This window comes from Lelliottia sp. RD5, assembly GCF_056032945.1.
On sequence record NZ_JBVYHQ010000001.1, the window covers coordinates 1,124,158 to 1,150,604 of the forward strand.

28 protein-coding genes and 2 tRNA genes are annotated in these 26,447 nt (G+C 48.3%); 18 read left to right on the top strand and 12 right to left on the bottom strand.

What is annotated here, in order from left to right; all coding sequences use genetic code 11:
• Positions 1-2: 2 nt before the first annotated feature.
• The 3 genes from AC0LWE_RS05700 to AC0LWE_RS05710 form a co-directional block, all read right to left on the bottom strand.
• Positions 3-2,222, bottom strand: coding sequence for a TonB-dependent receptor domain-containing protein (locus AC0LWE_RS05700; protein ID WP_219346804.1), 2,220 nt, complete (start codon positions 2,220-2,222; stop codon positions 3-5).
• A gap of 226 nt (positions 2,223-2,448) precedes the next feature.
• The gene (locus AC0LWE_RS05705) at positions 2,449-3,228 is read right to left on the bottom strand and encodes an energy transducer TonB (RefSeq protein WP_234593610.1); all 780 of its coding nucleotides are present in this window, start codon (positions 3,226-3,228) and stop codon (positions 2,449-2,451) included.
• A 1-nt stretch (position 3,229) separates the two neighbouring features.
• A complete protein-coding gene (locus AC0LWE_RS05710; protein ID WP_219346806.1) occupies positions 3,230-4,090 on the bottom strand; it encodes a ChaN family lipoprotein in 861 nt (286 codons plus the stop codon).
• 563 nt (positions 4,091-4,653) lie between these two features.
• Here AC0LWE_RS05710 and AC0LWE_RS05715 point away from each other — a divergent pair.
• The 11 genes from AC0LWE_RS05715 to AC0LWE_RS05765 all read left to right on the top strand — a co-directional run bounded on the left by AC0LWE_RS05715 (position 4,654) and on the right by AC0LWE_RS05765 (position 12,629).
• Entirely contained in the window at positions 4,654-5,130 is a 477-nt protein-coding gene (locus AC0LWE_RS05715) for a GNAT family N-acetyltransferase (RefSeq protein ID WP_219346807.1), read from the top strand.
• Between the two features lie 124 nt (positions 5,131-5,254).
• Positions 5,255-5,473 (top strand): ParD-like family protein, encoded by a 219-nt coding sequence (locus tag AC0LWE_RS05720; RefSeq protein WP_012016898.1) that lies wholly within the window; start codon positions 5,255-5,257, stop codon positions 5,471-5,473.
• On the top strand, positions 5,454-6,242 hold the full coding sequence (gene map, locus AC0LWE_RS05725) for a type I methionyl aminopeptidase (RefSeq protein WP_219346808.1): 789 nt from the start codon (positions 5,454-5,456) through the stop codon (positions 6,240-6,242). Before AC0LWE_RS05720 ends, map begins: the two co-directional genes overlap by 20 nt.
• 506 nt (positions 6,243-6,748) lie before the next feature.
• Positions 6,749-7,183: a nuclear transport factor 2 family protein gene (locus tag AC0LWE_RS05730; protein WP_059178394.1), complete on the top strand. Its 435-nt coding sequence runs from the start codon at positions 6,749-6,751 to the stop codon at positions 7,181-7,183.
• A complete protein-coding gene (locus AC0LWE_RS05735) occupies positions 7,180-7,899 on the top strand; it encodes an SDR family NAD(P)-dependent oxidoreductase (RefSeq protein WP_219346809.1) in 720 nt (239 codons plus the stop codon). Before AC0LWE_RS05730 ends, AC0LWE_RS05735 begins: the two co-directional genes overlap by 4 nt.
• Entirely contained in the window at positions 7,896-9,155 is a 1,260-nt protein-coding gene (locus AC0LWE_RS05740; RefSeq protein ID WP_219346810.1) for an NAD(P)/FAD-dependent oxidoreductase, read from the top strand. The genes AC0LWE_RS05735 and AC0LWE_RS05740 overlap by 4 nt, the downstream gene beginning before the upstream one ends.
• Before the next feature lies 1 nt (position 9,156).
• The gene (locus AC0LWE_RS05745) at positions 9,157-9,879 is read left to right on the top strand and encodes a DUF1365 domain-containing protein (protein ID WP_219346811.1); all 723 of its coding nucleotides are present in this window, start codon (positions 9,157-9,159) and stop codon (positions 9,877-9,879) included.
• Positions 9,876-11,096 carry a class I SAM-dependent methyltransferase gene (locus AC0LWE_RS05750; RefSeq protein ID WP_474264998.1) on the top strand — a complete coding sequence of 407 codons (1,221 nt, stop codon included), beginning with the start codon at positions 9,876-9,878 and terminating at the stop codon, positions 11,094-11,096. Before AC0LWE_RS05745 ends, AC0LWE_RS05750 begins: the two co-directional genes overlap by 4 nt.
• Entirely contained in the window at positions 11,093-11,590 is a 498-nt protein-coding gene (locus tag AC0LWE_RS05755; RefSeq protein WP_202667040.1) for a DUF2878 domain-containing protein, read from the top strand. The genes AC0LWE_RS05750 and AC0LWE_RS05755 overlap by 4 nt, the downstream gene beginning before the upstream one ends.
• Complete coding sequence (locus AC0LWE_RS05760; protein WP_474265000.1) at positions 11,575-12,102, top strand: chalcone isomerase family protein; 528 nt, start codon at positions 11,575-11,577, stop codon at positions 12,100-12,102. The genes AC0LWE_RS05755 and AC0LWE_RS05760 overlap by 16 nt, the downstream gene beginning before the upstream one ends.
• Complete coding sequence (locus AC0LWE_RS05765) at positions 12,099-12,629, top strand: DUF3833 domain-containing protein (protein ID WP_202694740.1); 531 nt, start codon at positions 12,099-12,101, stop codon at positions 12,627-12,629. The genes AC0LWE_RS05760 and AC0LWE_RS05765 overlap by 4 nt, the downstream gene beginning before the upstream one ends.
• Before the next feature lie 382 nt (positions 12,630-13,011).
• On the opposite strand, the gene AC0LWE_RS05770 is transcribed toward AC0LWE_RS05765, so the two are convergent.
• The 5 genes from AC0LWE_RS05770 to AC0LWE_RS05790 all read right to left on the bottom strand — a co-directional run bounded on the left by AC0LWE_RS05770 (position 13,012) and on the right by AC0LWE_RS05790 (position 16,521).
• Positions 13,012-13,239: a hypothetical protein gene (locus AC0LWE_RS05770; RefSeq protein WP_059178402.1), complete on the bottom strand. Its 228-nt coding sequence runs from the start codon at positions 13,237-13,239 to the stop codon at positions 13,012-13,014.
• A 481-nt stretch (positions 13,240-13,720) separates the two neighbouring features.
• Positions 13,721-13,969, bottom strand: a complete 249-nt coding sequence (locus tag AC0LWE_RS05775) for a hypothetical protein (protein ID WP_059178403.1) — start codon at positions 13,967-13,969, stop codon at positions 13,721-13,723.
• 470 nt (positions 13,970-14,439) lie between these two features.
• Positions 14,440-14,527 (bottom strand) — tRNA-Ser (locus AC0LWE_RS05780).
• 132 nt (positions 14,528-14,659) lie between these two features.
• Positions 14,660-14,747, bottom strand: a tRNA-Ser gene (locus tag AC0LWE_RS05785).
• Between the two features lie 145 nt (positions 14,748-14,892).
• A complete protein-coding gene (locus tag AC0LWE_RS05790) occupies positions 14,893-16,521 on the bottom strand; it encodes an ABC transporter substrate-binding protein (RefSeq protein ID WP_219346813.1) in 1,629 nt (542 codons plus the stop codon).
• A 267-nt stretch (positions 16,522-16,788) separates the two neighbouring features.
• On the opposite strand from AC0LWE_RS05790, the gene yccA reads away from it, so the two are divergent.
• Positions 16,789-17,448 (top strand): FtsH protease modulator YccA, encoded by a 660-nt coding sequence (gene yccA, locus AC0LWE_RS05795; protein WP_041689359.1) that lies wholly within the window; start codon positions 16,789-16,791, stop codon positions 17,446-17,448.
• Between the two features lie 86 nt (positions 17,449-17,534).
• Positions 17,535-17,864 (top strand): sulfurtransferase TusE, encoded by a 330-nt coding sequence (tusE, locus tag AC0LWE_RS05800; RefSeq protein WP_474265180.1) that lies wholly within the window; start codon positions 17,535-17,537, stop codon positions 17,862-17,864.
• Here tusE and yccX read toward each other — a convergent pair.
• Positions 17,861-18,142, bottom strand: coding sequence for an acylphosphatase (gene yccX / locus AC0LWE_RS05805; RefSeq protein WP_202667360.1), 282 nt, complete (start codon positions 18,140-18,142; stop codon positions 17,861-17,863). The genes tusE and yccX overlap by 4 nt on opposite strands.
• Positions 18,143-18,587: 445 nt before the next feature.
• Here yccX and AC0LWE_RS05810 point away from each other — a divergent pair, with 445 nt between their 5' ends.
• From AC0LWE_RS05810 to AC0LWE_RS05820, 3 genes are read left to right on the top strand one after another with little or no spacing between them, the layout of a single operon-like run.
• Positions 18,588-19,340, top strand: coding sequence for a lysozyme inhibitor LprI family protein (locus tag AC0LWE_RS05810; protein ID WP_284554493.1), 753 nt, complete (start codon positions 18,588-18,590; stop codon positions 19,338-19,340).
• Positions 19,330-19,674, top strand: coding sequence for a hypothetical protein (locus AC0LWE_RS05815; protein WP_284554494.1), 345 nt, complete (start codon positions 19,330-19,332; stop codon positions 19,672-19,674). Before AC0LWE_RS05810 ends, AC0LWE_RS05815 begins: the two co-directional genes overlap by 11 nt.
• On the top strand, positions 19,671-20,225 hold the full coding sequence (locus tag AC0LWE_RS05820) for a hypothetical protein (protein WP_284554495.1): 555 nt from the start codon (positions 19,671-19,673) through the stop codon (positions 20,223-20,225). The genes AC0LWE_RS05815 and AC0LWE_RS05820 overlap by 4 nt, the downstream gene beginning before the upstream one ends.
• Positions 20,226-20,367: 142 nt before the next feature.
• Here the strand turns inward: AC0LWE_RS05820 and AC0LWE_RS05825 are convergent, their stop codons facing one another.
• Both AC0LWE_RS05825 and AC0LWE_RS05830 read right to left on the bottom strand, forming a co-directional pair.
• A complete protein-coding gene (locus AC0LWE_RS05825) occupies positions 20,368-20,946 on the bottom strand; it encodes an SLATT domain-containing protein (protein WP_284554496.1) in 579 nt (192 codons plus the stop codon).
• A gap of 5 nt (positions 20,947-20,951) precedes the next feature.
• On the bottom strand, positions 20,952-22,313 hold the full coding sequence (locus AC0LWE_RS05830) for a nucleotide-binding domain-containing protein (protein WP_284554497.1): 1,362 nt from the start codon (positions 22,311-22,313) through the stop codon (positions 20,952-20,954).
• 330 nt (positions 22,314-22,643) lie between these two features.
• On the opposite strand from AC0LWE_RS05830, the gene AC0LWE_RS05835 reads away from it, so the two are divergent.
• Positions 22,644-23,219: a recombinase family protein gene (locus AC0LWE_RS05835; protein WP_474265005.1), complete on the top strand. Its 576-nt coding sequence runs from the start codon at positions 22,644-22,646 to the stop codon at positions 23,217-23,219.
• A gap of 588 nt (positions 23,220-23,807) precedes the next feature.
• Entirely contained in the window at positions 23,808-24,677 is an 870-nt protein-coding gene (locus AC0LWE_RS05840; protein WP_284554499.1) for a TIR domain-containing protein, read from the top strand.
• A gap of 79 nt (positions 24,678-24,756) precedes the next feature.
• On the opposite strand, the gene AC0LWE_RS05845 is transcribed toward AC0LWE_RS05840, so the two are convergent.
• Positions 24,757-26,445: a recombinase family protein gene (locus AC0LWE_RS05845; RefSeq protein WP_284554500.1), complete on the bottom strand. Its 1,689-nt coding sequence runs from the start codon at positions 26,443-26,445 to the stop codon at positions 24,757-24,759.
• Positions 26,446-26,447 lie beyond the last annotated feature (2 nt).

Consider the following 26,447-nt stretch of genomic DNA (forward strand, 5'->3'; position numbering starts at 1 on the left):
TTCTAAAATTGTATTTCCCCACCGAAGATATAGGTGCGGCCACGCGCCGTGGTATTAATCGTTGATCCTTCTTTGGCGTAATCCAGGCTCTGATTCATTCGGTTTAACGCTTCGGAATAATCACGATTAGTCACGTTCTGAACGCTAAAGCGCAGCAGCACATTGTCAGTCACCTGCAGGGTGCTGTAGAGATCGATAACGGTTGGAATATCCGGCATGCTCTCTTTCGGCACGGTGTTGGTATTGGTGCTGATCCCTTCTGTACTAAGACGTTTGGATTTGCCGGTAAATTTAACCAGGCTACCGATGGTCAGCCGCTGATCAAACAACCGTCCGCCCACGTCTAACGTGGCATAGCTGTCTGGCAGATCGCTGATATCGCTGTAGGCAAAGCTGTACACGGTGCTGGCAATAGACGTCGGTTGATCCGTGTGCTGTTTGCTCCAGGAGATGTTCGCGTACGCAAAGCCCATGTCGTATCCGGCTTCAATTTCATAGCCTTTGGTGGTGACAGGCGACGTGGTATTGACGTACACATTGGCGTTAAAGCCACCAAATGAATTGTCGAAGTCATGACACAGCTGCCCGTCATAGCAGAGCATGAAGGACTCGCTGGTGATGTAATCCTTGATGCGGGACTGATACGTAAGCGCCTTCATGTGGAAACTGTCTTTCTCCACCAGCAGACCTTTTTTGTTGATGTTAAAGCCCGCTTCCCAGGTTTCGGCTTTCTCAGGCTTGAGGAACGGGTTCATTGAGGCCCCGCCCTCGTTAGCAAAAAAGACTTCCTGAACGTTTGGCGCACGGGAGGAGCGGCTCCAGCTCACGAAAGGTTGTAACCATGGCATGACCTGCGCAGAAAACGTGGCGGACGGATTGAAGGCGTTGTCATCCAGATTGAGGTTACCTTCCCCCTGCGGGAAACATTTTTCATTGGCGGAACAGGCCGGTTTGTGTCCCTCAACCTGGCTGCGGGTATAATTTAGATTCAGATCCAGCTGATAAATATCTTTATTCAGCGTCAGGCCGGTATACAGGGACGAAATCTTTTGCGTGCCTGCTGGAGCAAACGCGTTTCGGTCGGTTTCGTTCGATTGCACAAAACTGCGGCTGTACCGGGTATCCATTAATTTGCCGCCGAGCTGATAGGTCGCATAAAAATCATCAGCGAGGGTAAATCTGCTGGTATTACTGATATCAAGAGCGTTTGATTTATTCGTCGTCGACGAGCTGTTGAAATTATACATAGACTCAGGTTTGTAATCCTGATTGCCCCGGCTGGTACTGGCCAGCACGTTTAAATCTACCAGTTCATTGAGCGGTGCATAATTATAACGCAGATAATAATCGTCGCTGGTAATATCGCGGCGAGTGAAAGAATTGCTGTAATTTCTGGCAGAAAATTCAAATTTATTGAATTGGTCCAGATTGAAATTCAATTTATAGAGCTGCGATTGCGGCTCCTGGCGCAGGTATTTATTGTCTTCGCCAATGAAGTCTTTACTGCTGCGGCCACCACCGTTTTTATATGTCGCATAGGTACGGGACCCGCTGATGCCCACCAGCGCACCGAGGCCGCCGCCATTTTCAAAGGTTTCGGTTTTACCCGCAACCGCGATCATGCCGGTTCGACCCAGCCCGTTATCGCCCACCGAAAATCGAGAAAGTACGCCTGTCTGGCGTCCCTCTTTTAACACATCATCCACGCCAATCGTGCGCATATTTGCGCTTCCCGCCAGGGCATTGACCCCTTGGGAACCTGCGCTGCTGCCGCGCGTGACGTCGACTTCAGCGAGGAAATTCGGATCAAGCGGGACGCCAGCGGCAGTGTTTGAACCGCCGTGATAGTTTGCCGGTGCCATGCCGAAATAAGTCTGGGTGACGCCATCGACCATGGTATTTACGCGCCCGAGGCCGTTCATCCCACGGATATTCACGCTGATTGAACCCTGCAGGGGATCGATTTGAGTATAGGTACCCGCCATACTGCGCAGTGAGGCATCCAAACTCTGCAAATTCTTATTTAACGTACGTGAACTGTACGCGCCCGGACGGGTATAGGTTTCATCCGAGGAGCCCACCTGATTTTTATCGTCCAGCGAGTTGTCGATAATGGTTAATGGAGAAAAGACAGATTCCCCTTCTTTTTCTGCCGCATAGGCATGGCTGTGCACAATAAGAAGCCCGGTCAAAAGTCCTTTGACCATTTGAGGTTTTTTCATAATCAAGTCCTGAGTTTAATTATATTTAGCGCAAAAAAATGAATAGCTCACGCATCGCCCTATTCAAAAAGACGACGGTAAAATACCCATAATAAATTCATGTCATTAATGCGGCTGAGCAGGTGCGATATATCACCCTGCTCTTATTCGACCATTAACGAATATTATCTAAAGCCAAATTTATATTTCAGGAAGAACAATTAGCCTGATAACAGACGCTGTATTTCTAAATTTCTAACAAGCCAAATTCAACCGGGAGCGTGACTTTTTGTACGCCATTCTTCACCAGCTCTTTTGGCGGAGGAGGCAACGGCCGCGCATTGATTAGCGCATTTAATGCCGCGCGGTCCAGCGAAAGGGTTCCGGATGAGGTGACCAGTTTTGAACTGAGTATTTCGCCACGCGCATCCACACTGAACGCAATAACGGCAGTCCCGGTACGCTTGCGGCGTCTCGCATCCTCAGGATAGTTGCGCATTTTATTGATCTTGCCTTTCACTAGCGATTCCCAACTGATTTCGCTTTTGCTGATGCGAGACGAATCCGTATCTAACGGCGCGGCATTACGCTGAGTCTGCACCGTCTGGACCGGTGGTGCCGCCAGACTGGTCGTCGTCGAATTGCCTTTCTCTTCTTTCTGTTCGCGCTGGTTTTTTTTCTTGGTTTCCGTTTTCTTTTTGGCTTTCGGTTCAGGCTTTGCTGCCGCAATTTTGAGTTCAGCCTCTTCATGCACCAGCAGCTTTGGCATTTCCTTTTCTGGCCGGCGTTCTTCTTCGGTCATGGCTTCCACTTTACGCTGCTGGCTGACGCCAGGCGGCAGATCGGGTCTGATAATAGAGACTTCAAACTCAGGCGAGAACTCCACCATCACCGCGGCAGGCGTTGCTATTGGCTGCTCCTGCGCAAAATGAAGGACAAAAGGCAGGGCTATCGCCACATGAAAAATGACACTGGCGGCCGTACTTCTCATCCATGGCGTACGAGGCATCACGAGTTGTGCATTCATATTAAGGCGCATTTTCCACGGGCACTGACCAGACGTAATCCGCCTGTTTGGCGGTTAGCGTGGTTCCCTCGGTGGTAAGCATCACGACGACGGGGTTTTCAACCTTCAGATCCGCCAGATGCAACGGCACACCGATATCTTTTGAAGCGTGATAGCCGCCCGCAATCAACAGCGCAGGGCGAGGTGCCTGACGAATTTGTTCGGCCATAAAGCGGTCGCGATGTTGCTGGATGGCAACCATGGCGTTGACCTGTGCATCGCTAATTTGTCCGTCATGCATAATGTAAATAATGGCGGACAACGATTCGCGAACCTGCGGGCGAACCGATAAATCACCCTCTGGGAACACGGGATTGTTATACAGTTCAGTGACCTGGATACGGGTGATATTTGCCGCCAGCAGCGGGTATGGCCCTTTAAGCGCGGTCATGACAACATCACGGTAAAGGTCCCACGGCCAGCCACTTTTCCAGCGCATGGCCTCTGCCGCTCGGGTCGGGCTGATGGTTGCGCCTGCCAGACTTTCTGCTTTTAAGCGATTAACACTGACCTGCTGATCGCTATCGATCATTTCCATCAGCACACTGCCCTGCGCACGTGATTGATTCAGATTTTGCAGTAACCATTGTTCAATTTGGTGGTGGCGCACATTGGTATGCTCTTCACCGACAATCACAATGGGGGCGCTGGCGAGCGTCGTGATGAGCTGGGCAGGCGTCATCACCGTACCGCTCGCCGCTTCTTTAATGCACAGGCACTCAATCGCTATAGCGTTTTGGGCGGGCGTGTCCTTTGGCGGACTATGACATGCCGCGATCGTCAACATGCTGCTGAGAATCAGGGGGTTTAAGAAATTATCCATATTTAACCTGCGTTTCCGTGAACGTTGAGCGCTTATTTTACGCTGCAAATTTTGGCCGGATTATAGCCATTGATGAAAATGATTATCAAGATCATTCGCATTATCAATTATGGGAGAGTGAAAAAAGAAGGCAGATAACGGGCGTGACGTTGCGATAGCTCTGCCGCAGCACAACACATTATTGGTGTCGCTTGTCGTCGTCGCTGCTTAGCCTGGGATGTCGATAATCGGGACGATCCAGGCGGCTCAAATGGAATGGAGACTTAGCCGCGATTGCAGGGGTGTTTGGCCGCTACGCTGCTAAGTTTGATTCTGTGACTCTTCATGCTCCTTCCCGCCAATTTCTTGTCGCGGGGTTACTTTTTTATTCAGGATTCATAGGAGTCATTGAACCCGTTCAGGCTTTGATGCGCACTCTCAGCATATTGATGGCGATGATTATCATCGCGGCGGTTATGCTATTATTTCCGGCGCTCAAGATGGCTCGCTGAGCATTATTCACCTGCCTCATCACAGGTCTGTGACAATATTTTATCCTGCCAGAAGTAATAAAGGATTTACCCATGATCGTACTCCGTCCGATGCATAAAGAGGAATTTTCAGGCTATCTGGACTATTTCATTCCAGATTATGCGCAGGAAATTGCCTCAAATTATCGACTTTCTGCCGAGGCTTCCCTTGCAAAAGCCAAACAGGAGATTGCTGCCGATCTTCCTGATGGCGTTAATACCGCCGGGCAGGTTTTGCTGTGCCTGTTCACCCAACAGGATAATAGGGACAGCCATGTCGGGTACCTGTGGTACAAACCGGATACGGCTTCACGCACTGCATTTATCTATGATTTTCATATCTTCAACGCGTGCCAGGGACAGGGGCTGGGCAAACAGGCGCTGCAAGCGTTTGAGCAGATGTTGCAGGAACAGGATTTTGAACATATCAGGCTTCGTGTTGCCGGAGACAACGCGCGTGCCCGCCACGTCTACGAGGCGATGGGCTTTGGGGTCACGGGTTTTAACATGAGCAAGACGATAGCGCGTTAATAATCCCTTCGGGTTGGCACTCCCCGCACCGGTTCTCGGGGCTTTTTGACGCCACCAACTTCACCATGACATCCGCCCACGAAAGATATATGCTTTATATATAAAATATTACGGAGTGTATGCTGTGGGTATTGTTAAAATTTCGGACTTGTTGCATGAAGATGTCCGTGATGCCAGTAAAGCCATGTCACGTTCAGTGAATGCGCAGGCCGAATATTGGATCCGCCTGGGGATGATGAGTGAGCTTTACCCCGAGCTTAACTATCAGCAGATCAAAATGATGATGCTGAAATCAGGCTCTGACCGCTTAATGGAGGTGATCAATGCCATCAATTCCCATTAAAACCTCTGATGAACTCGCCCGACAGCGCCATGCGGGCGCGTTGCTTGCTTCCGTGTTCGAGATGCTGGACACATTTATTGTGCCTGGCGTGACCACCCTGGAAATCAATAATCGTGCAGAGGCATTTATTGTTGATGCATTGCAGTCCCGCCCTGCCAGCAAAGGTCAGTACGATTATCCTTACGTGCTGAATACTTCGGTGAATGAAGTCGTGTGTCACGGCATTCCGAAAGCGAACGAACACCTAAAATCTGGCGCTATCGTAAATGTCGATATCACGCTCGAGAAAGAGGGACTGATAGCGGATTCCAGCAAAATGTATCTTATCGGCGACGTCTCTCCCCTGGCTCGTCGGTTGGTCGAAAAAACGTGGGAAGCCATGTGGCTCGGCATCAAAGCGGTAAAACCCGGTGCGCGATTGGGCGACATTGGACATGCCATCCAGACGCATGTTGAAAACAGCGGCTATAGCGTTGTCAGGGAATATTGCGGCCACGGGATAGGCAAAGAGATGCATGAAGAACCGACCGTGCTGCATTACGGTAAACCCGGTACGGGCGTTGTGTTGCAGGAGGGCATGGTGTTTACCATCGAACCGATGGTCAATCAGGGCAGTAGCAAAATAAAAACCAAAAAAGACGGCTGGACAGTTGTGACCCGGGATAAAAAACTCTCGGCCCAGTGGGAGCACACCATCGCCGTGACCGCGGACGGTTTTGAAGTATTAACGCTGCGTAAAGATGAAACTATTCCTGACCACATCGTATAAAATTTATGACGCTTCAGGAAAATAGCGTCCTGAATTGCGCACGCTCATAGACATGATGCCCATCCGGCTGCGCTTTCAACACCTTTTCCCTCTCGGGAGCCATGCCGGAAATCATGATGAAGCGCATGTACAGCGCCCAGTTTCCCTGCCCCCTCAGTAATCCGAACACCTTATATCAATTATCCTTCGGCACACCGTCCATTGCGCTTAGGGGGAACCCTGAGCAGCGTAAATGACATACTTAACTACACCGACTAGTTAATCAGCCCTGCTGGAAAGGGATAACCCGAAGGCCAGATCTTGCTCTGCTTAACCATCCTAAACGGTGCGGCCCCGGCACACACTTTTAAAAACATATCAAAAAAACGCCTCGAGCAGATAAACACAACAAACTGATAAATATAAATAATAAAAAATAACTGACTCAAAACTTGGACAAATAAACGTATTTGTGTAAGTTTTAATTATGCACTTTCGTCGCGTTATTCACAGTCAGGGTGAGACTCATGAGCACTATGTCGTCGGCTATCAATCGATTTATGGACTATTACGCCGAGCTGGATAGCCAGCCACCGTCAGCGCTGGCGGCGCTTTATCATCCTGATGCGGCCCTCATCGACCCATTTGGCGAGCATCAGGGGCTGTTTGCGATCCAGCGTTACTTCACCCATCTGCTGGCGAACGTAGATCACTGCCGCTTTGTGATTGATGCTCCGCTCTGCGTGACCGATCGTTTTGCCGTGACATGGACCATGCACTGGTCTCATCCGCGCGTTTCCGGGGGCGAGAAGCTTGCCCTGCCTGGGTGCTCGGTGGTGGATGTGCAGGACGACCAGATTATTCGCCAACGCGACTACTACGATGCCGGGGAGATGATTTACGAACATCTTCCCGTGCTGGGCTGGGCGGTGCGTGGTGTCAAAAGGAGGGTGCGCTCATGATGACTGTCCTCATCACCGGCGCGAGCTCTGGCATTGGGGCTGGGCTGGCAAAATCCTGGGCGGATGACGGGTGTCACGTTATCGCCTGCGGACGAGATCCGGCCCGGCTAGAAGCGCTGCATCAGTACAGCCCGAATATTACGGTACGTCTGTTTGATATGACGGACAAAGCGGCCAGCCTTCAGGCGCTGACCGGATGTCATGCCGATCTGATGATTCTCTGCGCGGGCACCTGCGAATACCTGGATGACGGTGTAGTGGATGCCGATCTGGTCGAACGGGTTATGAACACGAACTTTCTGGGGCCCGTGAACTGCATCGCAGCACTCCAGCCACAGCTGGTGGCGGGCAACCGCGTGGTGCTGGTCAGTTCGATGGCGCACTGGCTCCCCTTCCCTCGGGCAGAAGCCTATGGCGCGTCAAAAGCTGCACTGACGTGGTTTGCCGAAAGTCTGCGTCTGGACTGGGAACCCAAGGGCATTGCCGTCACGGTAGTCTCACCGGGCTTTGTCGATACGCCCCTCACCCGTAAAAATGATTTTTCCATGCCCGGTCAGGTCAGCGTGGACAGCGCCGTGAAAGCGATCCGTCGCGGCCTGGCGAAAGGGAAAAATCACATCGCGTTTCCCACCGGTTTCAGTCTGATTTTACGCCTGCTGGCAGGGTTACCCGGGTTTCTTCAACGCGCCCTGCTGCGCCGGATGGTGCGCTCATGAATATCGCGATTATTGGCAGCGGCATCGCCGGGATGACCTGCGCCTGGCGTCTGGCCGGGCATCACAAGGTCACGATTTTCGAGGCCGCACCGACGCCCGGCGGGCATACCGCAACGGTCGATGTCACCATGCCGCAAGGCACTTATGCGATTGATACCGGGTTTATTGTCTACAACGATCGCACCTATCCGCGCTTTATGGGCCTGCTCAGCGAGTTGGGTATTCGCGGGCAAAAAACCCAGATGAGCTTCTCGGTACATAATCCGCAAAGCGGTCTGGAATACAACGGGCACACCCTCACGTCGCTTTTTGCCCAGCGCCGTAATTTGGTCAATCCGCGATTCTGGGGGCTGCTGAAAGATATCACGCGGTTTAACCGTGAGGCGAAAGCCGCGCTGATGAGCAATATTGACGAAAACGCCACGCTCCAGACGTTCCTGGAACAGCACGGCTTCAGCCCGTTTTTTGCCCGACATTATATTCTGCCGATGGGCGCCGCCATCTGGTCGTGCTCCCTTCAGGAGATGCGTCATTTTCCGTTGCCGCTGTTTTTACGCTTCTTTGAGCATCACGGTCTGCTGGATATCACCGATCGTCCGCAGTGGTATGTGGTGCCGGGCGGCTCGCGGGAGTACCTCCGTGCCATGCTGGCGCAACTGGGCGATCGCGTGACCCTGCATGTTAACGCGCCGGTGCAGCAGGTATTCCGTCATGAAAAGGGCGTGAAGATCCAACTGGAGGCATCAAGTCATGCCTTTGACCAGGTGATCTTCGCCTGCCATTCCTTACAGGCGCTGGCGATGCTTGACGAGCCAACCCCTGCGGAACGCGAGGTGCTGGGTAATATCGGCTGGCAGCGTAATGAGGTGGTTTTGCACAGCGATCCGCGCTGGCTGCCGGTGCGCGAGCGCGCATGGGCCAGCTGGAACTATCGCCTGAGCGAACGCGATCAGGCCAGCGCGTGCGTCACCTACAATATGAATATCCTGCAGGGATTGCCAGCAGGAAGCCCGTTGTTCTGCGTCACCCTTAACCCGGAAATCGCCGTGGACGAGCGCTATGTCCTGAAACGTTTTGTCTATGAGCACCCGCTGTTTAATCCGAAAAGCTGGCGCGCGCAGGCCCGTCGCCACGAGATTAACGGCCACCAGCGGAGCTGGTATTGCGGGGCCTACTGGTACAACGGGTTCCATGAGGATGGCGTACGCAGCGCACTTGATGTGGTGCATGGCATTGCCTGTGGAGAAGGAAACTGAAATGAACAGCTGCCTGTATCAGGGGATTTTACGCCATCGCCGTTTCCAGCCTAAAGCGCACCATTTTCGCTATACCGTTTTTATGGCCTGGATCGATCTGGATGAGCTGGAGGCGCTGCCTTCGCTCGGGATCCGGCGTAACCGGTTTGCTTCCGCAGCCTTTTACGATGCGGATTATCCCCTCGGCACGCCGCTGAAAGAGAACGCGCTAAAGCGTATTCAAACCTTGACCGGCGAGCGTCCCGATGGCCGCGTGATGCTCCTGACTCAGCTGCGTTATCTCGGGTTTCATTTTAATCCGGTCAATTTTTATTACTGTTATGACGCAACTGACACCCTGCGCTGGGTGCTGGCCGAGGTGCGCAATACGCCGTGGAATGAGCGTCATTACTATGCCGTGGATGGCCAGACAACGCGTCCGATTGAAAAAGCTTTTCACGTTTCACCGTTTAACCCGATGGACATGATCTATCACTGGCGCTTTAACCCTCCCGGTAAAACGCTGCATATGCATATCGAAAACCACCAGGAATCGAAGGTATTTGACGCCACGCTGATGCTGAAACGTGAGCCTCTCACGCGCGCGGCTTTGCGATCCCTGCTGTGGCGTATTCCGTTAATGACCCTAAAAACCGTTCTGACGATTTACTGGCAAGCACTGCGGCTATGGCTGAAGCGCGTGCCTCTTCATAACCACCCCGTTAGCAGGAGTGAACGATCATGACCGATCCTGCCTTTGCGCTTGATCCCGATATTCCGCGCAACGCCCGTATCGCCCGCTGGCTGCTTTTTCGTCTTTTAGGCGGTATCCGCAGCGGCTCGCTTACCGTTCGAGAAGGGACGCAGGCCTTCCATTTTGGCGACTCGTCTTCCGGGCTACGCGCTGAAGTTCAGATTGTGGCCCCGGACGTTTACTGGCGGTTGCTGACCGGCGGAAGCCTTGCCGCCGCCGAAGCCTGGATGGATGGGGAATGGGAGACGCATGACCTGACATCGCTGCTACAGGTGCTGGCGCTAAACAGCCCCGTGCTGGGGCGTCTGGAAAGCGGTTTTCGCATTCTGGGCAAGCCCGTGGAACGCCTTCGCCACTGGATGCGTCGCAACCACCGCGAGCAGGCGCGGGAAAATATCGCCGCCCATTACGACCTCGGCAATGAGTTTTATGCGCACTTTCTCGACCAGGATCTGCTCTACTCCAGCGCATTATTCACCGCCGACGAGCAGAATCTTACCCTCGCCCAACAGGCAAAAATGGCGCGTCTGTGTGAACAGCTGTCCCTGAACGCAAGCGATCACCTGCTGGAGATCGGTACCGGCTGGGGCGCGATGGCGGAATACGCTGCGCTTCATTACGGCTGTCGCGTCACGACCACAACCTTATCGCAGGAGCAATTCACCTGGGCAAAAGAGCGGATCGCCCGTGCGGGATTGCAGGATCGCGTTCAGGTTCTGCTGTGCGATTATCGCGACCTGACCGGTGAATTCGACAAACTGGTGTCGGTCGAAATGATAGAAGCGGTGGGTGAACGCTATCTGCCTGCGTTCTTCAGCACCTGCCAGGCACGCCTGCGCCCTGGCGGCAAAATGGCGATTCAGGCCATTACCATTCAGGATCAGCGCTATCGCGACTACAGCAAAAGCGTCGATTTTATTCAGCGCTACATCTTCCCCGGCGGATTTTTACCGAGCATTACCGTGATGAGCAACCTGATGACGCGCCACACGGATTTTGTTGTCCGCAATCTGTTCGACATGGGGCCCGATTACGCGCGCACGCTGGCCCACTGGCGGCAACGTTTTCTCCACGCCTGGCAGGATATTGAAAAGCTGGGCTTTGATGAACGGTTCCGCCGGATGTGGCTTTATTATTTTGCCTACTGCGAAGCCGGATTTAATGCCCGCACCATTAGCGTGGTGCAGTTGATTGCGGAGCGCGTATGAACCGCCACGTGCAGGTATTTCTGATAGCGATTGCGTTCGATCTTTACTGGACGCTGGTGGTGCTGTTTCGTGAACGCGGGCTTTTTCTGTGGCTCGCTCTGGCGATTCTTGCCTTCCTGATGCTGTCGCCTGCACATCGGCTTTATGCGTTACTGCTGGCGGTGATGGGCAGCGGCCTGGATACTCTCTGGGCGCTAACGGGGCTTATCGACTTTCACGGCGAGGCATTGTTACCCCTGTGGATGCTGGCGCTGTGGCTGATGTTCGCTACCGTCTGGACCCATCTGACTCGTACAACCGCGCTCCCGGGATGGATCCTCACGCTGATGGGCGCCCTCGGCGGCCCGGTCGCGTACATTATTGGTCAACGGTTAGGCGCAATGACCTTCCTGGAACCGGCCTTCGTCGTCGTCAGTTGGATGGCGCTGGGATGGCTTACCCTGATGCTGTTATTCCATATCCTGATCGGGAGACGACCATGCGATCCGCTTTAATAGTGCTGCTGTTGCTGGTTATCATCACGCCGGTGACCCATGCCGCCGACTGGCTAAGCTGGCGCAAAGTGGGCGATGCGACGCTCACCAGGGGACCCTTTTCCGTCTACACCTCGCAGCTGCGCACACCGGATGGCAACTACACCGGACCGGGGCAAAATCAGGCGCTGATCATTACCTATAAACGCGACATCAGTCGCGATGACCTTGTCGACGCCACGCGTGACCAGTGGCAGGCGTTGGGTATTCTGGAACGTGAACCGCAGAGTGAATCCTGGCTGCGTATGCTGCACTCGCTCTGGCCCGATGTGGTGCCGGGTACCCAGCTGGTGTTTGTTTTCGACGATAAGCAGGGACAGTTCTGGTATCGGGCCTCCGCGACGCAAAAAACGTTTACCCCGCTGGGACCGCGCCAGTCTGAAGCGTTTAGCACCCATTTTCTGGCCATCTGGCTTGACCCCAATACGCAATATCCCGCGCTGCGTCAGCAGTTAATCGGAGGTGAAAAATGAAACGCATTCTGGCATTGGGCGTCGCCCTGCTGATGTTACTGGCAGGCTGTAGCGCGGAGATCGGCGATTATCGAAACCAACAGCCGTCGCTCGATATCTTCCGCTATTTCCAGGGTAAAACCGAGGCGTGGGGTATGGTACAAGATCGCAGCGGTAAGCAGCTGCGTCGCTTTCACGTTGAAATTTCTGGCGATGTCATTGGCGATACGCTGACGCTGAATGAACATTTTGTCTATGACGATGGCGAGAAGCAGCAGCGGGTATGGCACATTCGTCGCGTGAGCGCCGATCGTTACGAAGGTACGGCGGGTGATATTGAAGGGGTAGCAACGGGCCAGGCAGCGGGTAACGCCTTTAACTGGCGCTACAGCATGAACGTGAAAGCGGACGGGAAAACCTGGCTGCTGCACTTCGACGACTGGATGTATTTGCAGGACGGCACGCATCTATTTAATAAAACCGAGATGAAAAAGTTCGGCGTCACGGTCGGCACCGTCACGCTATTTTTCACCCGGAAAGCGCCGTAATAGGCCTGTAAAATGCAATTTTACAAATAACGCACTTGTCATAGCCGTTGCGTAACTGAAAAAAACCTCGATATCGTTATCGAGGTTTTTTTCGTATGTGATGGACGTGTAGAGAATCGAATTCCAGACCCCTTTCAGATCGCAAGTTTTCAGGACCGCTTCAATTTTTAGGCTGCCGGGTGCCTCCCGGTGAGCCTTTGGGTTTACCGCCCGTGGCATGCGGTTTCAGTCTTTCACGATGAGTGCCACTTAAGAGGAGTCATCGGGTGACTTTACCCCGCCGCTTAGGGGGATTCACCATGATCTCAATCCAGGGTAATTTTAAAAGCGGTCTGATAGTCAAGAGGATAAAAAGGGATCTTCAAAGGCAACCGTATTCTCTTTACAGGTACTTATTCACTGCACCTACAACTTCGTCATGGGTGAGTTCGCGGTCAGACGCAACATAAATCTCGATATGATCCCCGGTTAATGAATGAACCCCGGTAAGCATTATTTTTAACGAAACTTCATCACCGTTTGGGTAATATCGCGTGATCGATGTGACAGGTTTAAGCATATTAATCACTTCTGCCTGCTGCGAATTGAAGAAGACCAAAACCTTTTTCATATACTGCCTCAATCCGGTCCTGCGTGTGTTTTAAAGCGGGGATCGCTTCCGTTTCAAAAATCGCAGATATTTAGAAAAGGCCATGCAACCGCATGGCCTTTGTAAGTATTGTTCATCATTAAAATCATAATGCTCCGGAGCCACCCAGGAGAGCTAAGACTTTAAGATAATCAATACACCTGCCTGATAGACAATTCAGGTGAGGTGGGCTGAGTGTATACAGTAAAAAAAAATACACACCCTCAAAAAAGAGATGGTGGCACATGTGTTGTTTGATAGCATATTTAAGTGCAACTGAGGGGGTTATCACAGCACAATCAGCTATTTTCCCTTGTGTATACCCTCTTCATCTGTACGTAATGATTTAGTCATTTAATCATTTAGTCATTTGGTCATTTGGTTATTTGAATGGGCCTGGCGATGGCGATGGTGATGGTGATGGTGATGGTGATAATAAACCGCCCGAAGGCGGTCTGATTGTCTATCTGCTGTAGTAGTCATCAATGAACTGATGCCTGAACGCCTCAATGGACAGTTGCTCAACAATACTTCCTGTAATGGCAATTTTTATACGTCCCATCGGGTCTCGCCCAGCGATAACCCTCACCTCGATTGAGGTATTAGCAGAGGTTTTGAGATAATCGACAAAGCTGCTGATAACGTCGTCTCTACCATAGACGGCGAAGCACATTGTTCCACAATGTAATGTCTCTGAACGTCCCTCAAGCATAAGCAAGCTCCTCATGAATTGGGATTATCAATTGTAACTTAAAAACCAGTTTGCGTTATTTGACGCCCTTACTGATTCGTAAATCCTCTCTCATGTTGCTCCTGCACGATCGCTATCGTCAGAAAGCCCTGCATAACATTTAGCGTCACCTGCAAGACTTCAGAGCGTATCAGCGCCCATGACGGCCTTATCACGATTATTTTGCTTCTCACGGAAGCGGCAAGATGTGTTGCGTGGGTACATAGCTGGCTGAAGCGGTAGACAAGCGACGCTGTACCAACATCATGGTGTGTTAATCGATGGGAACGAGGGAGAAATAATTAACCCGCCAGGTGGGTTATAAGATTTACGTTTCAGAAGAGGGGCAAAAGTGATGGCTGAGTCGGCAAATGCACCCAGTGCATAGAACACACCATGTACGCCGCCCAAAGCAACAAGGGGTTACCTTTCGGTAACCCCTCGTCTTTATTTGGCGGAAGCGTAGAGATTCGAACTCTAGAACCCTTTCGGGTCGCCGGTTTTCAAGACCGGTGCCTTCAACCGCTCGGCCACGCTTCCTAAGTGAGGCGCAATATAAACGTCTATTAGCGCCTTGTAAAGCAGGAATTTTTCTAAGTTTACCCACGTGCATTTTTATAACGTGAAAAAGCAAAAAACCCTGCGATATTGCTATCGCAGGGTTTTCGAATTTGGCGGAAGCGTAGAGATTCGAACTCTAGAACCCTTTCGGGTCGCCGGTTTTCAAGACCGGTGCCTTCAACCGCTCGGCCACGCTTCCTAAGTGAGGCGCATCATAAACACCTCATCTTGCGCTGTAAAGAGTGATGTGATTCATTCGCTTCAAAAATAGCCAAACCGCGATCAATCGGTTGAAATAACAACGCATTGACCATTTTATCAGCATGAAATTTCACGTATCCGTCTTAATGTTTTTTGATGTACATATCTTTGGTGAAGTAAAAGCCCAGTTTATCTGGCGTAAATCCACCGACCCACGGTTTCACCAGATGGGTTCTGACATAGTGATACACCGGAATGGCGGGCACATCCTGCGCCAGCAGATCTTCAGCTTGCTGGTAGAACTTGCCGCGCTCTTCCGGGGTTTTCGCTTTTGCCGCCTCCACCAGCGCCTTGTCATAGGCCGGATTACTGTACTGACTGGTGTTTTCGCTATCACCGGTACGGAAGTTATTCAGGAAAGTCGCGGCATCGTCATAATCCGCAATCCATGCGTAACGCACCGCATCAAAATTATGGGTGTGCATGGTATCCAGCATGGTTTTCCACTCCTGATTTTGCAGCTTCGCTTCCACGCCCAGATTTTTCTTCCACATCGAACTGGCCGCGATAGCGATGCGCTGATGCGATTCCGACGTGTTATAGAGCAAATTGAAGCTGAGTGGATGGCTGGCGTTGAAACCGGCGTCGTTCAGCAATTTTTTCGCTTCAGCGATACGCTTATCGATGGGCCAGCTCGCGTAGTCAGGGTTTTTAAGCTTAACGCCGCCGATGTCCGGCTGACTGACAAGCCACGCCGGGCGCTGCCCCTGCCCCAACACTTTGTCGGCAATAATGTCTTTATCCAGCGCCATATTCAGCGCTTTGCGCACGCGCACATCATTAAACGGCGGTCGGGTGGTATTGAATTCGTAATAGTAGGTGGCGAGCTGCGGCGACACGTCCAGCTCAGTGCCCAGCGTTTTCTTAAGCTGAGCAAATTGGTTAATAGGCACCGTATAGACGATGTCGATCTCGCCGGCCTTATAGCGGTTAACGTCGGAGGCCTCAGAGGTAATCGGCAGATAGGTTACCTTGTTGATCACCGTGTGCGCATCATCCCAATAGCGCGGGTTACGTTCAGCAACAATACGCTCGTTGACCACCCACTGCGAAAGCTTATACGCCCCACTGCTGACGAAATGCTCCGGTTTCGTCCACTTTTCACCAAAACGGCCGATCAGCACTTTATCAACCGGGACGAGCGAGGGGTGCGCCAGCATAGCGAGAAATGCCGCATTGGGCTGGGTGAGCGTGACTTCCAGCGTTGTGTCGTTGATCGCTTTCACGCCCAGTGAATCCGGCGTTTTCTTGCCCTGTGCGATATCCGCGGCGTTGACGAGATGCATATTCCCCGGATAGCTGGCGTAAGGAGAAGCCGTTTTCGGATCGACCAGACGTTGCCAGCTCCAGACCACGTCCTGCGCGGTGATCGCGGTGCCGTCACTCCAGGTGATGCCAGGACGTAAATGGAAAGTCCAGACGGTGTTGTCTTTATTCTCCCATTTCTCTGCCAGTCGCGGCACAATCTCACCGCCTGGCGAAACGCTCACCAGCCCTTCGAACAAATCACTGATAATATTGAATTCGACGTCGCTTTCGACTTTATGCGGATCGAGCGATGCGGGTTCACTGCCGTTGTTTCTGACCAGTTCCTGTTTTTCTGCCAGTGGGGTTCCTGCTGGCACGCTGGCGGCCCAGCTCGTTGCGCTTGCGCACAGGATGCTCGCGGCCAGCAAAGAAAGTGTAAAGCCAGTACGTGATGGTGATTTCATTTATTCGCCTTATTGTCTATTTTTTGACGATGCGCATTCACTCTTAGCGCTCTAACTGTATTAAGGCAATATTTTTCAGTAACCTATAAGAGGTTGATCTGAATAAAATCGTCAAACCACGCTTCCTGCTACGGAAACAAATTTATTCGGTACAAAGCTTCAGTGCCGCCGCTAAGGTATTGAGTAAAGATGGGTAAAACCATTTTGCTACTGGCGCAACGTTTCTTATTCTTGCCGTTAATTACATCTGTCATAAGAGAGTGGCTCATGGATCGTATTATTAGTTCTTCACGCGACCGCACGTCGCTACTCAGCACCCATAAAGTGCTGCGCAATACCTATTTCATGCTAAGCCTGACGCTGGCGTTTTCTGCGCTCACGGCGACAGCCAGCACCGTGCTGATGCTGCCGTCTCCGGGCCTGATCCTGACGCTGGTGGGCATGTATGGTCTGATGTTCCTCACCTATAAAACCGCTGACAAACCCATCGGTATTCTGTCCGCGTTCGCCTTTACCGGCTTCCTGGGGTATATCCTCGGCCCAATGCTGAATGCTTATCTGTCTGCGGGTATGGGTGACCTCATCGGCATGGCGCTGGGCGGGACGGCACTGGTGTTCTTCTGCTGCTCGGCCTACGTTCTGACGACCCGTAAAGACATGTCTTTCCTGGGGGGGATGCTGATGGCGGGTGTCATCGTTGTGCTGGTCGGCATGGTGGCGAATATCTTCCTGCAATTGCCCGCGCTGCACCTGGCAATTAGCGCAGTGTTCATTCTGATCTCTTCAGGCGCGATCCTGTGGGAAACCAGCAACATCATTCACGGCGGTGAAACGAACTACATTCGCGCAACCGTGAGCCTGTATGTGTCGCTGTACAACATCTTTGTCAGCCTGCTGAGCATCCTGGGCTTCGCAAGCCGCGACTAACCCATTACGCTTTGAACGGAGCCTCGCTTATGCGGGGCTTTGTTTTTTGGTACACTGCGCGGGTTTTGACTGACGTGTGAATGATTATGCTGAGCTTTGAAGGTAAAGAGATAGAAACCGACAGCGACGGTTATCTGAAAGAGAGCAGCCAGTGGAGTGAAGCGCTGGCCGTCGCGATTGCCGAAAAAGAGGCGATCACGTTGTCACCTGAGCACTGGGAAGTGGTGCGTTTTGTGCGTGAATTTTATCTGGAATTCAACACGTCGCCTGCTATCCGCATGCTGGTGAAAGCGATGGCTAACAAGTTTGGCGAAGAGAAAGGCAACAGCCGTTACCTGTATCGCCTCTTCCCGAAAGGCCCGGCCAAACAGGCGACCAAAATCGCCGGCCTGCCCAAACCGGTGAAATGTATTTAATACCGGATACTAAACGTGTCATATTCGCGATCGGGTTGGTGAGGTTCAGTGAAGACTTTTTCAACCCGAGCGCTACGCGGCCCGCCGGCTTTCAACCAGGCAGTCAGTTGCTCAATTTTATCAGCCTCACCACAGGCAACAACTTCGACACTGCCGTCATCCAGATTGCGCGCGTAGCCTGTTAGCCCGAGCTGTAACGCCTCGCGTTGCGTGCTGTAGCGAAACCCAACGCCCTGGACCGTGCCGTGAACCCACGCGATTGTGCAGACTTTTGACATCATCGTTTCCCCTATCCTGCTCTGGCGCGTTGCTTTTCCTGACTGAACTCGGGAAAATGGCGGCCATTTTATTGAATCGACAGAAAAGCAAATTATGAGTGTACGTTTAGTGTTAGCGAAACTCATAAACCATCACAAATTCCGCTTAAGCATCAATCAGTCCTGAATAACTCAATTCTGCCTTCCCGTAATCGTCGGGTAGTCTAACTAAGCAATTATAATCCAAAGCAATAATTTCGAGAACCTTACCGCTTAGGTCAGTCTCGTTCTGACGATTCTAATTTTCTGACATGACAATCGATCGATTTTACAGATCAATATATGGTTATTGATAGATTTTATAGATCAATGTAAAATCATGATTTGCCGAAGATAGTCGCTTACAAACCAAACGACTCAATTCACGAGTTCGCCACAATGAACTTTCAACAAGGAAAAAGTTGAAATGAATCTATCTAATACACTGAAAATTATAATTTTTCATGCATTCCTCATTGCAGGTTGTACTTCAGCATCGAGTGCTGTGTATCTTTTGCCAGAAGCAAAATCGTTCGGGGTTGCCAGCGAAGATGAGAAAGCGCTGATGTTTTTTGCTATGGATAGGAACGTCAATCTGAAAGGGATTTGCTTCGCTTTGGCTAGACAATCCCCCTCAATCATTACCCATGCCAATATCATCGCAACGACAAACAACGGAAATTTTAGGATGCATGGCATAAGCCCTGATCTTCAGGGTGAGACCAAAGAAGTCACTTGCGCATTTGGTTCAGAAGCGGGGGATTTTCTGACTGCGTTATCAAACTCAACATTCACCAACGTTACGTTTGATTTTAGTGGTGTTATCCGCAAATACTCTTTCGATACTGTGGCCTTTGCCAAAATATTGACTACGGATAGTAAGCAGGTTACTGATAAAGCGGCGGACGACTACGCGAAAGGAATCCGTGCTCCGATTTTCTACAACCAGAAAACCAACGATACTTTTGCTGATAACGCAACGAAGAATTACAGGATAAGCGATCAGAAGCTCAACAAAGTTTGGAAAGATTTGGATGCTGCCACACGTAAGAAACTTCTTTTCTCTCAACTCGAATGGATTAAGCAGAAAGCTCACTGCAATGATGAAGCAACCTGTCTTCTCGAAATGACGAACAAACGTATTCAGGTACTGGAGGACGCCAGCAGGAATGTTAAATGATAACCTGACGAGGATCTACGAAGGTGATTGGCAAGAATGCATTACTACCAATCAAGTTTATGGTGGCAAGTACTACGTCGGACGTTTCAAGATTGAAAATGTCTTCATCCTAGAATACATGGCGCTGATACACGATATCGAGATCCCCAACCACTGGCTATCTTATGCAGACGATATCAACGAGCAGAAAGTAATCTACATGGAAACGAGCGACATTCTAACAAAATCGCTTTTCCATAAAATTCGAGAAATGATTAAACAGCCACCGAACCACATACAACTTTATCGTTCAGGAAACAGGGTTGTTAAAATTGAAATCCAAGGTTCATTATGAAATTATTCAATCGTAAGATCAGAAATTATTTCGTAGTTATCATGTGTTCGACAACTCCATTTTATACTATGGCAAATGACAACCCAGTAGCTGTTACACAGAGTCAGTCGACCGAAGCCAAATCGAGAAAACTGCCTGCCATTGATATTCTTTACCGAATCTACAAATCTGAGGAGATCAGTGAAAGATTTCTTCGAAATGAAATTAGAACGACAGATGAATTCAGAAAATGTAAGGTAATGGTCAAAGGTCAGATTGAAAAAATAGGCACTTCACTCTTCACCCCTGCCCCACAAATACAAATTACTGTTCCCGGTGCAACCCATAATCTTCACTTCAATTTCGAAAACAGCAGTTACAACAGAGAGGAAGTCGCAAAATTTGAACCGGGAGATACGATCATACTTTCAGGAGCCAATGCCAGAATGGGCACTTTCGGAGGAATATTCTTTGATGATACAAGCATTATGAATAGCATGGTATCGAAAAAAACCAATCGAATGTTAGTTCTTAATGGTGGGATTTATGACAGATCAATATGCGATAAATAGCCATAGGCTATTTATCGAAAGGTTTATTGAAATATCAGCATTGTCATGATAGATGATTAAAACACTAACCGCTTAAATATTAACATTAAAATAAAAAAGTTGGAGGAGTTTAGATCCTCCAAAATACCAAAACTAGCTTAACCTATAACCCATAACACACCGAAAACAAAACGACACATAAAAGCAGTAACAGAAATAATTTCAATGTGTTAGGGAACTTATCCTTCCAAAAGGTCAATGATAACTGCTCCTCAATCCACCTTTTTTCCATTTCACTGAAAAATTTATAATGTGCATACCAATTGCTTCCACAAATTTGTTTTGTGATTGTGGTCGAATCAAAATCGCGCATCAGATTGTCAAGCTGCTCAATGTACTTGACAGAATCCGGATCACTTTCTGATTTAGCTTCATAATACAACCTTTCAATCTCTCTGAAGATCGCAGTTTGTTTCTTCCCTGCTTTTTCATAATTAATTTTATCACCATCATAGAAATTGATGTACAAGCTGCCAATACTCAAAATGATAAAAATGGCAGCGATATGCTTAGAACTCATTTCATCCATGTACAGGCCGAAAATAGATACAGCTAGAGAGATGATGCCAATCCAACCAGGAAGTTTGCCGACAATATCAAATGTGGCAAAGGTCTTCTTCGCACCAAATCCGACATTATATCCAGCAGAAGCAATATGGTTTAGAAGGTCATTTTTTTGCATACAATTTACTCGATTGGTATGTCAATAACATTTTGGGCAACAACAATATTGTTCTTAACTATGTAGCACCAAACCTTGTGGGTACCTCTAAATTTTGTATGTTCAGTATGCGTTGCTTGGCCTAAGGTTATTTGGCCTCGGATTTCATCCCGCTGTTCAGCTTCTCTTCCTCTATTCAAAACCTTCCAATAAATGTCATAAGGTTCGGGAATTACCTCCAAACTTTCTGGGTTGATCGAAAATGATAAAGTTCTATTCGCAGGTAACCAAGAGCGAGCTATATCTGACAGGTATGCTTTAATCGAACGTTCCCTATATCCATTCTCTTTGACATTACAGCTGACTTCGAGCGGAAATCTGATATCAACATCATCAAATTTTTCATCTGTAAATTCTTCAGTATTGCGCCATGCCTGAGCAGAGAATGATTCATTAATGAAATTAGCTGATTCCAGACCCTGAGAATCACGCATTTCCACCGCTGCTTTCGGGAAAGTTAGTCCGAAGACTTCCCGCCAGTGCTCATGACATTTCTTTGTAGAGCCATTCTCATAGGCTTCTATCGCTTGTGCGCATAGTTTGAACGCTCGTTTTGCTTGCCGCTGAAAATTTCGGTAGACCTTTACTCGCTGTCCACTTCCTATCGCAGCATAATGCTCATGGGCATCCTCTTGATGGAGAAAATCGAAGAAGTCTCGGCACATAAGTCCATAACTGACCATTCCGGTATCATCGTAGTCATCAGTTTGTTTGAGAAATCGCCATGCCAATGTGTCAATGAGAAGTCCCCCCATGTCAATAGTGTTTCTGTTTTTCCAAGCTCTCAACATGCGGCATAGATTATGAAGATTTCGACTTTTGTTGTTACGAAAATTCCTCATCTCGGTAATTTCCATCCGAGGTTTAGTTATCCTCCACCCACCATTTCCATCGTTGGCTTTCGTATCAGGATACCTAAAATGCCCTTCATCAGTTTCAAAAACTGGTTGCACCTCGATATGGAAAGAATCAAAAACGATCTGCACAACCAACCTATCAACCTTAACTTCTTGCTGGGAAAAGGACAGTTTTAATGCATCTTTTACATCGCGAAGCAAACGTCGCTGGGGATTAGTTCCGGATTGATAGTCCTCCCACATTCCTGAGGGCATAATGTACAACATATCCAAGTCAGACGTTTTACTAACAGCTGTTCGACGACCTGCTGAACCAACTTTCAGCCGGTTGTTGAAACCATTTTCAGACCCCCTAAACCTAATATTAAGTCTTCTTGTGGCGTTTTTATAATGTTTCGCAATTGCCTGCATACGTTCATCCGGAATTTTCAAATTGTTCAGAAAACTTCGAAACATCTCTGCTGTTTGCATCTAATTATCCTTAACCTGTCCACGGAGTACATCATCCACCGATAGTGATGATTGATCTTTGTTCAATTCGACGTCTTCATCAATTTCATCCAATCAGGCTTTCTTTATGTCAGAAAGCATGCGGTGGCTAATGTTAATACAAAAAGTATGTTTTTCATCCTTTTTCATTCGGTTAAATGATCTGTGCTAGAAAAGTGATTGATATCAACAATCGACCGTTTCTCGATACCACTTTTCATGCATTCAAAGAGGTATCATAAAATTACCATTTGAATTAATGATACCATCGATCAATAATGATACCGTTATTTGATACCAATTGGAGACGTTATGGGTCGTACATTTGCATATTGCCGTGTTTCAACTAATGAGCAGACTTGTGAAAATCAGATTTTTGCGATTCGCCGAGCTGGGTACGACATTGCCGAGCATAGGATTATTTCGGAGGTTGTGTCTGGTGGTGTTCTTGCGATGAAGAGAAGAATGTTCGCAGATATGATCAACCATAAGCTTGAAGCAGGTGATCGGTTAGTAGTTTTGAAACTGGATCGGCTTGGGCGTGATAACATCGACGTGCAGCAAACGATAGCAATGCTCGTTGAGCATCAAATTGATGTTGTATCGCTGGATCTTCCAGCCAGTAATCTTAACAGTGCGGAAGGTAAGTTGATGTTGCAAATGTTTTCAGCTTTTGCTGAATTCGAAAAATCACGCATCACTGAACGTACCAAAGAAGGTCTCGAAAGAGCAAAAAGCGAAGGTAAGAAGTTAGGTCGCCCCATCGCGATAAAAACTTTCAAACAGGTTCAGGAAGCCAAAGAGAAAGGTTTAAGCCAGTCTAAAACTGCTAAGCTGCTTGGTTTAGGTATTGCAACTGTTAAGCGTCACTGGAACACAAAAGTATAGGTTTTCTAGCTCACGTCAATAACGCATATGCTTCCAACGAATATTGCGTAGATCACATATGCACAATACAATCCACGCAGAGCCTCCTAAATCTCCATCTACGCCGTTTAGAGCTAAAGGTAATACCTTGCGGTAAGATTCATATAAAACCCCTGAAAAAGCGATACAGAAGCATTTAGGTGATATCACAATTGTATATTCCTTACTACTTTCAAACCAAGATCGTGAGTGAAGCGAACACACGAACGAAGTGAGTGTTGTTAACTAAACTACCCAACTACATAATTATATTTTTATATTTTATATATAGAGAAAAATGTAGTTTTTAGATTGTTTTTTGCACAATCGTTAACTATCCGTCTTCGCTTCGCTTGACGGAACTCGCTTCACTCGTGTCTTGAATGTTTTTAATATTGACTTTCAACTGTTGACATAATGCAACTTATTAGGTTTGGTCTTGTTAAACTTATCGTCCTGAAAATAATGGTAATTATCTTGAGGTCTAACTATCGACAGATGGAAATCTCGCAGAAGACGTTTTAGAATCACTACCACTTTTCCAAACCAATGTTTCATGGGGTAGATCAATTGCCAAAACTTGATTTTTTGCATACTGACTTCGAACGGGTTAGTTACCTTGCTAACCTTTTAACTTCTCGTGCGACAGGCCTTTCTTACGATGAAGAAGAGTATGTGATGTTAAGGGAAATGCTAATCAATGATTCTGTCGTCTCAACCTGGCTACCCAGTTTTGTTAGACAACATCGAAGTCTTGATTCCTTTTGGTCCTTCATAAAAACCAAATTCGGTACTTATGCTGAACGGCGAACCTTTTTATCAGAACAATTCACACCCTTGTTGGACTTCTTAGAATTCGGCGAACCTGTAAAGACTCCGCCCCAGATGATACTTAATCCAGCAGAGCAACAGGCGTTGAAGCGCACATCGCAAGAGGTTGATAGTTCATACCATCAAGTTGGATTTTCCAATCAAAACCCGATAATTACACGAAACAAAAGGAAAGTGTTCATCGTTCATGGTCGGGATAATGAAGCTAAGCAGGAAGTAGCTCGATTCATTTCAGATCTAGGTCTTGAGCCAATAGTATTGCATGAACAAGCAAGCCAGGGTCGCACCATCATCGAAAAAATAGAACGTTATACGAATGATGCGGATTTCGCTCTCGTGCTCTATACGGCATGCGACCATGGTCGTGGGGCATATGAAACTAAAGTTTCCCCACGAAATCGTGCGCGGCAAAATGTCGTATTTGAACATGGGTATCTTATGGCAAAACTTGGCAGGGAAAATGTTTGTGCTTTGGTAAAAGGAGACATTGAAACTCCTAATGACATAAGTGGCGTAGTTTATGTTTCCCTTGATTCATCTGGGGGATGGAAAATTAGCGTCATGACCGAACTCAAATCATGTGGTTACGATCTACGGTCTATATTCTGAAATTGAACTTTCACGATAATGTTAAGCGGTTTTGAATACGAAATACATTACCGCTAACACCTTAACTTTTCATTGGGTATCAAATATCAAAAATGTCATCTAAGGTGCGTTCCTCCCTGGCTTTCAACTGCTTATGCTGCAATCGGATACGTTCAACAAATTCTTCTGAATCCAACAAATAGTCAAAGTGATCATGAAGAATTATTCCCTCGCTTTGCAAAAGCGCAGCATTGTTAATACCCTGAACATCAACGTGTACACGTCGCTTATCACTGAAAAATCGAATGACATCACCATCATTAAATTTAATTTCGAAAAGATGACCTTTTGCTTTTACCGTAGTACAAACTATTGATAAGGTGCTCGCCTGTATCTTTTGCTTAATTTCCAGTCGTTCTGTATTGAATATTTCTTTGTAATGTTCCGGTACAGCATCCCAACTCACGGAAGTATCAATACCTGCGTCACTGATCAATTCGTCGTTTAACTGCTTTTGAAGCCCTTCTATCTGGTTCTCGATTTCAATTAGCCTTAAATTCAAACCACTTGGGGCATAATCCTCAAGTAACATATCCATACCGATTTTGTACTTCTTTTGGGCGTCATTAATCATTGCTTGTATCGCCCCGACGTTCGATGTATGACTTTTCACATCTTTGAAAATTTTATCGGCGCATATCTGAACAATGGCATTTTCAATTGAAGCCCCATTGAACGACTTTGCACCGCAATGCATACGCTTATCTAATGACTTCATGCCATCGCAACGATATCTGATCTTATTGTATTGATAAAAAGCGACCATTGCTGCCCCACATTTACATTTGAAGCGCCTAATCCCTGTTAGCAGTGGTATATAATTGTTAGGTTCATTTGCCAATTTACGATTGATGACGTTTTGTAAGTTGTAGAATTCCTTTTCGTTCATAACCTGCGGATAATAGTTAAGTAGGATATGTTCAACACCATCAACTCGGATTGACTTCTCACCCATTAATGTTCTTGATTGCAGGAAGTTACAAATCAATTTCGGAGACCACATATCCTTGAAATGTTTTCTCTTTGCTGTACCTCTAGGTGGGGTGTAGTTTTCATTTAGATACTTTGCAACCCGCATGTATCCCCAGCCTTTTAATCGTAAGTTGACGATCAGCTTTGCAATTGGAAAAAAGTATTCATGCGGTTTAACAGTTCCATCTGATACATCCGCCCAAAAAACGTTTGCGCCTGAACTGCGTATTGCATATGGATAACCATTTTCAGCTAAACCACCAGCTTTGAACTTATCGATTTTTAGCTGTGCTGCGGATTTTTGACGCAGGGACTTCACCATGCTTTCCTGATTTGCGCGCGAAAAGGTCATTATGGAAAGCATCAATTCCATTGGGTTATCCGTTACACTTGCTTTTGTGTAAATACGGTTATCCATTCCTGTATAGATGGTAATGCCCAATTCAAGCAATTCCATGAACAGACGTTGTGCTTTCAGAATTGTATCGCGACTTATGCGATCTAAACTTTCGACTGTAAGCCATGAATCGTTAGCGACTTCCCCCTCTTTAACTGCCTCGATAAATGCACCTAAACTGCCCTTTTCAAGATGCTTTGATTTAAACGCAGACAATCCGGCATCGATGATTTCAACAAGCTCTAAACCGTTTTCGTGTGCTACCCTACGCGCCGTTTCCAACTGTCGTTGCAATGATGAACCTTTTGCCTGTTTATCACTTGACCAACGTATATAACTGTACAGTTTGCGTTTTTCCATGG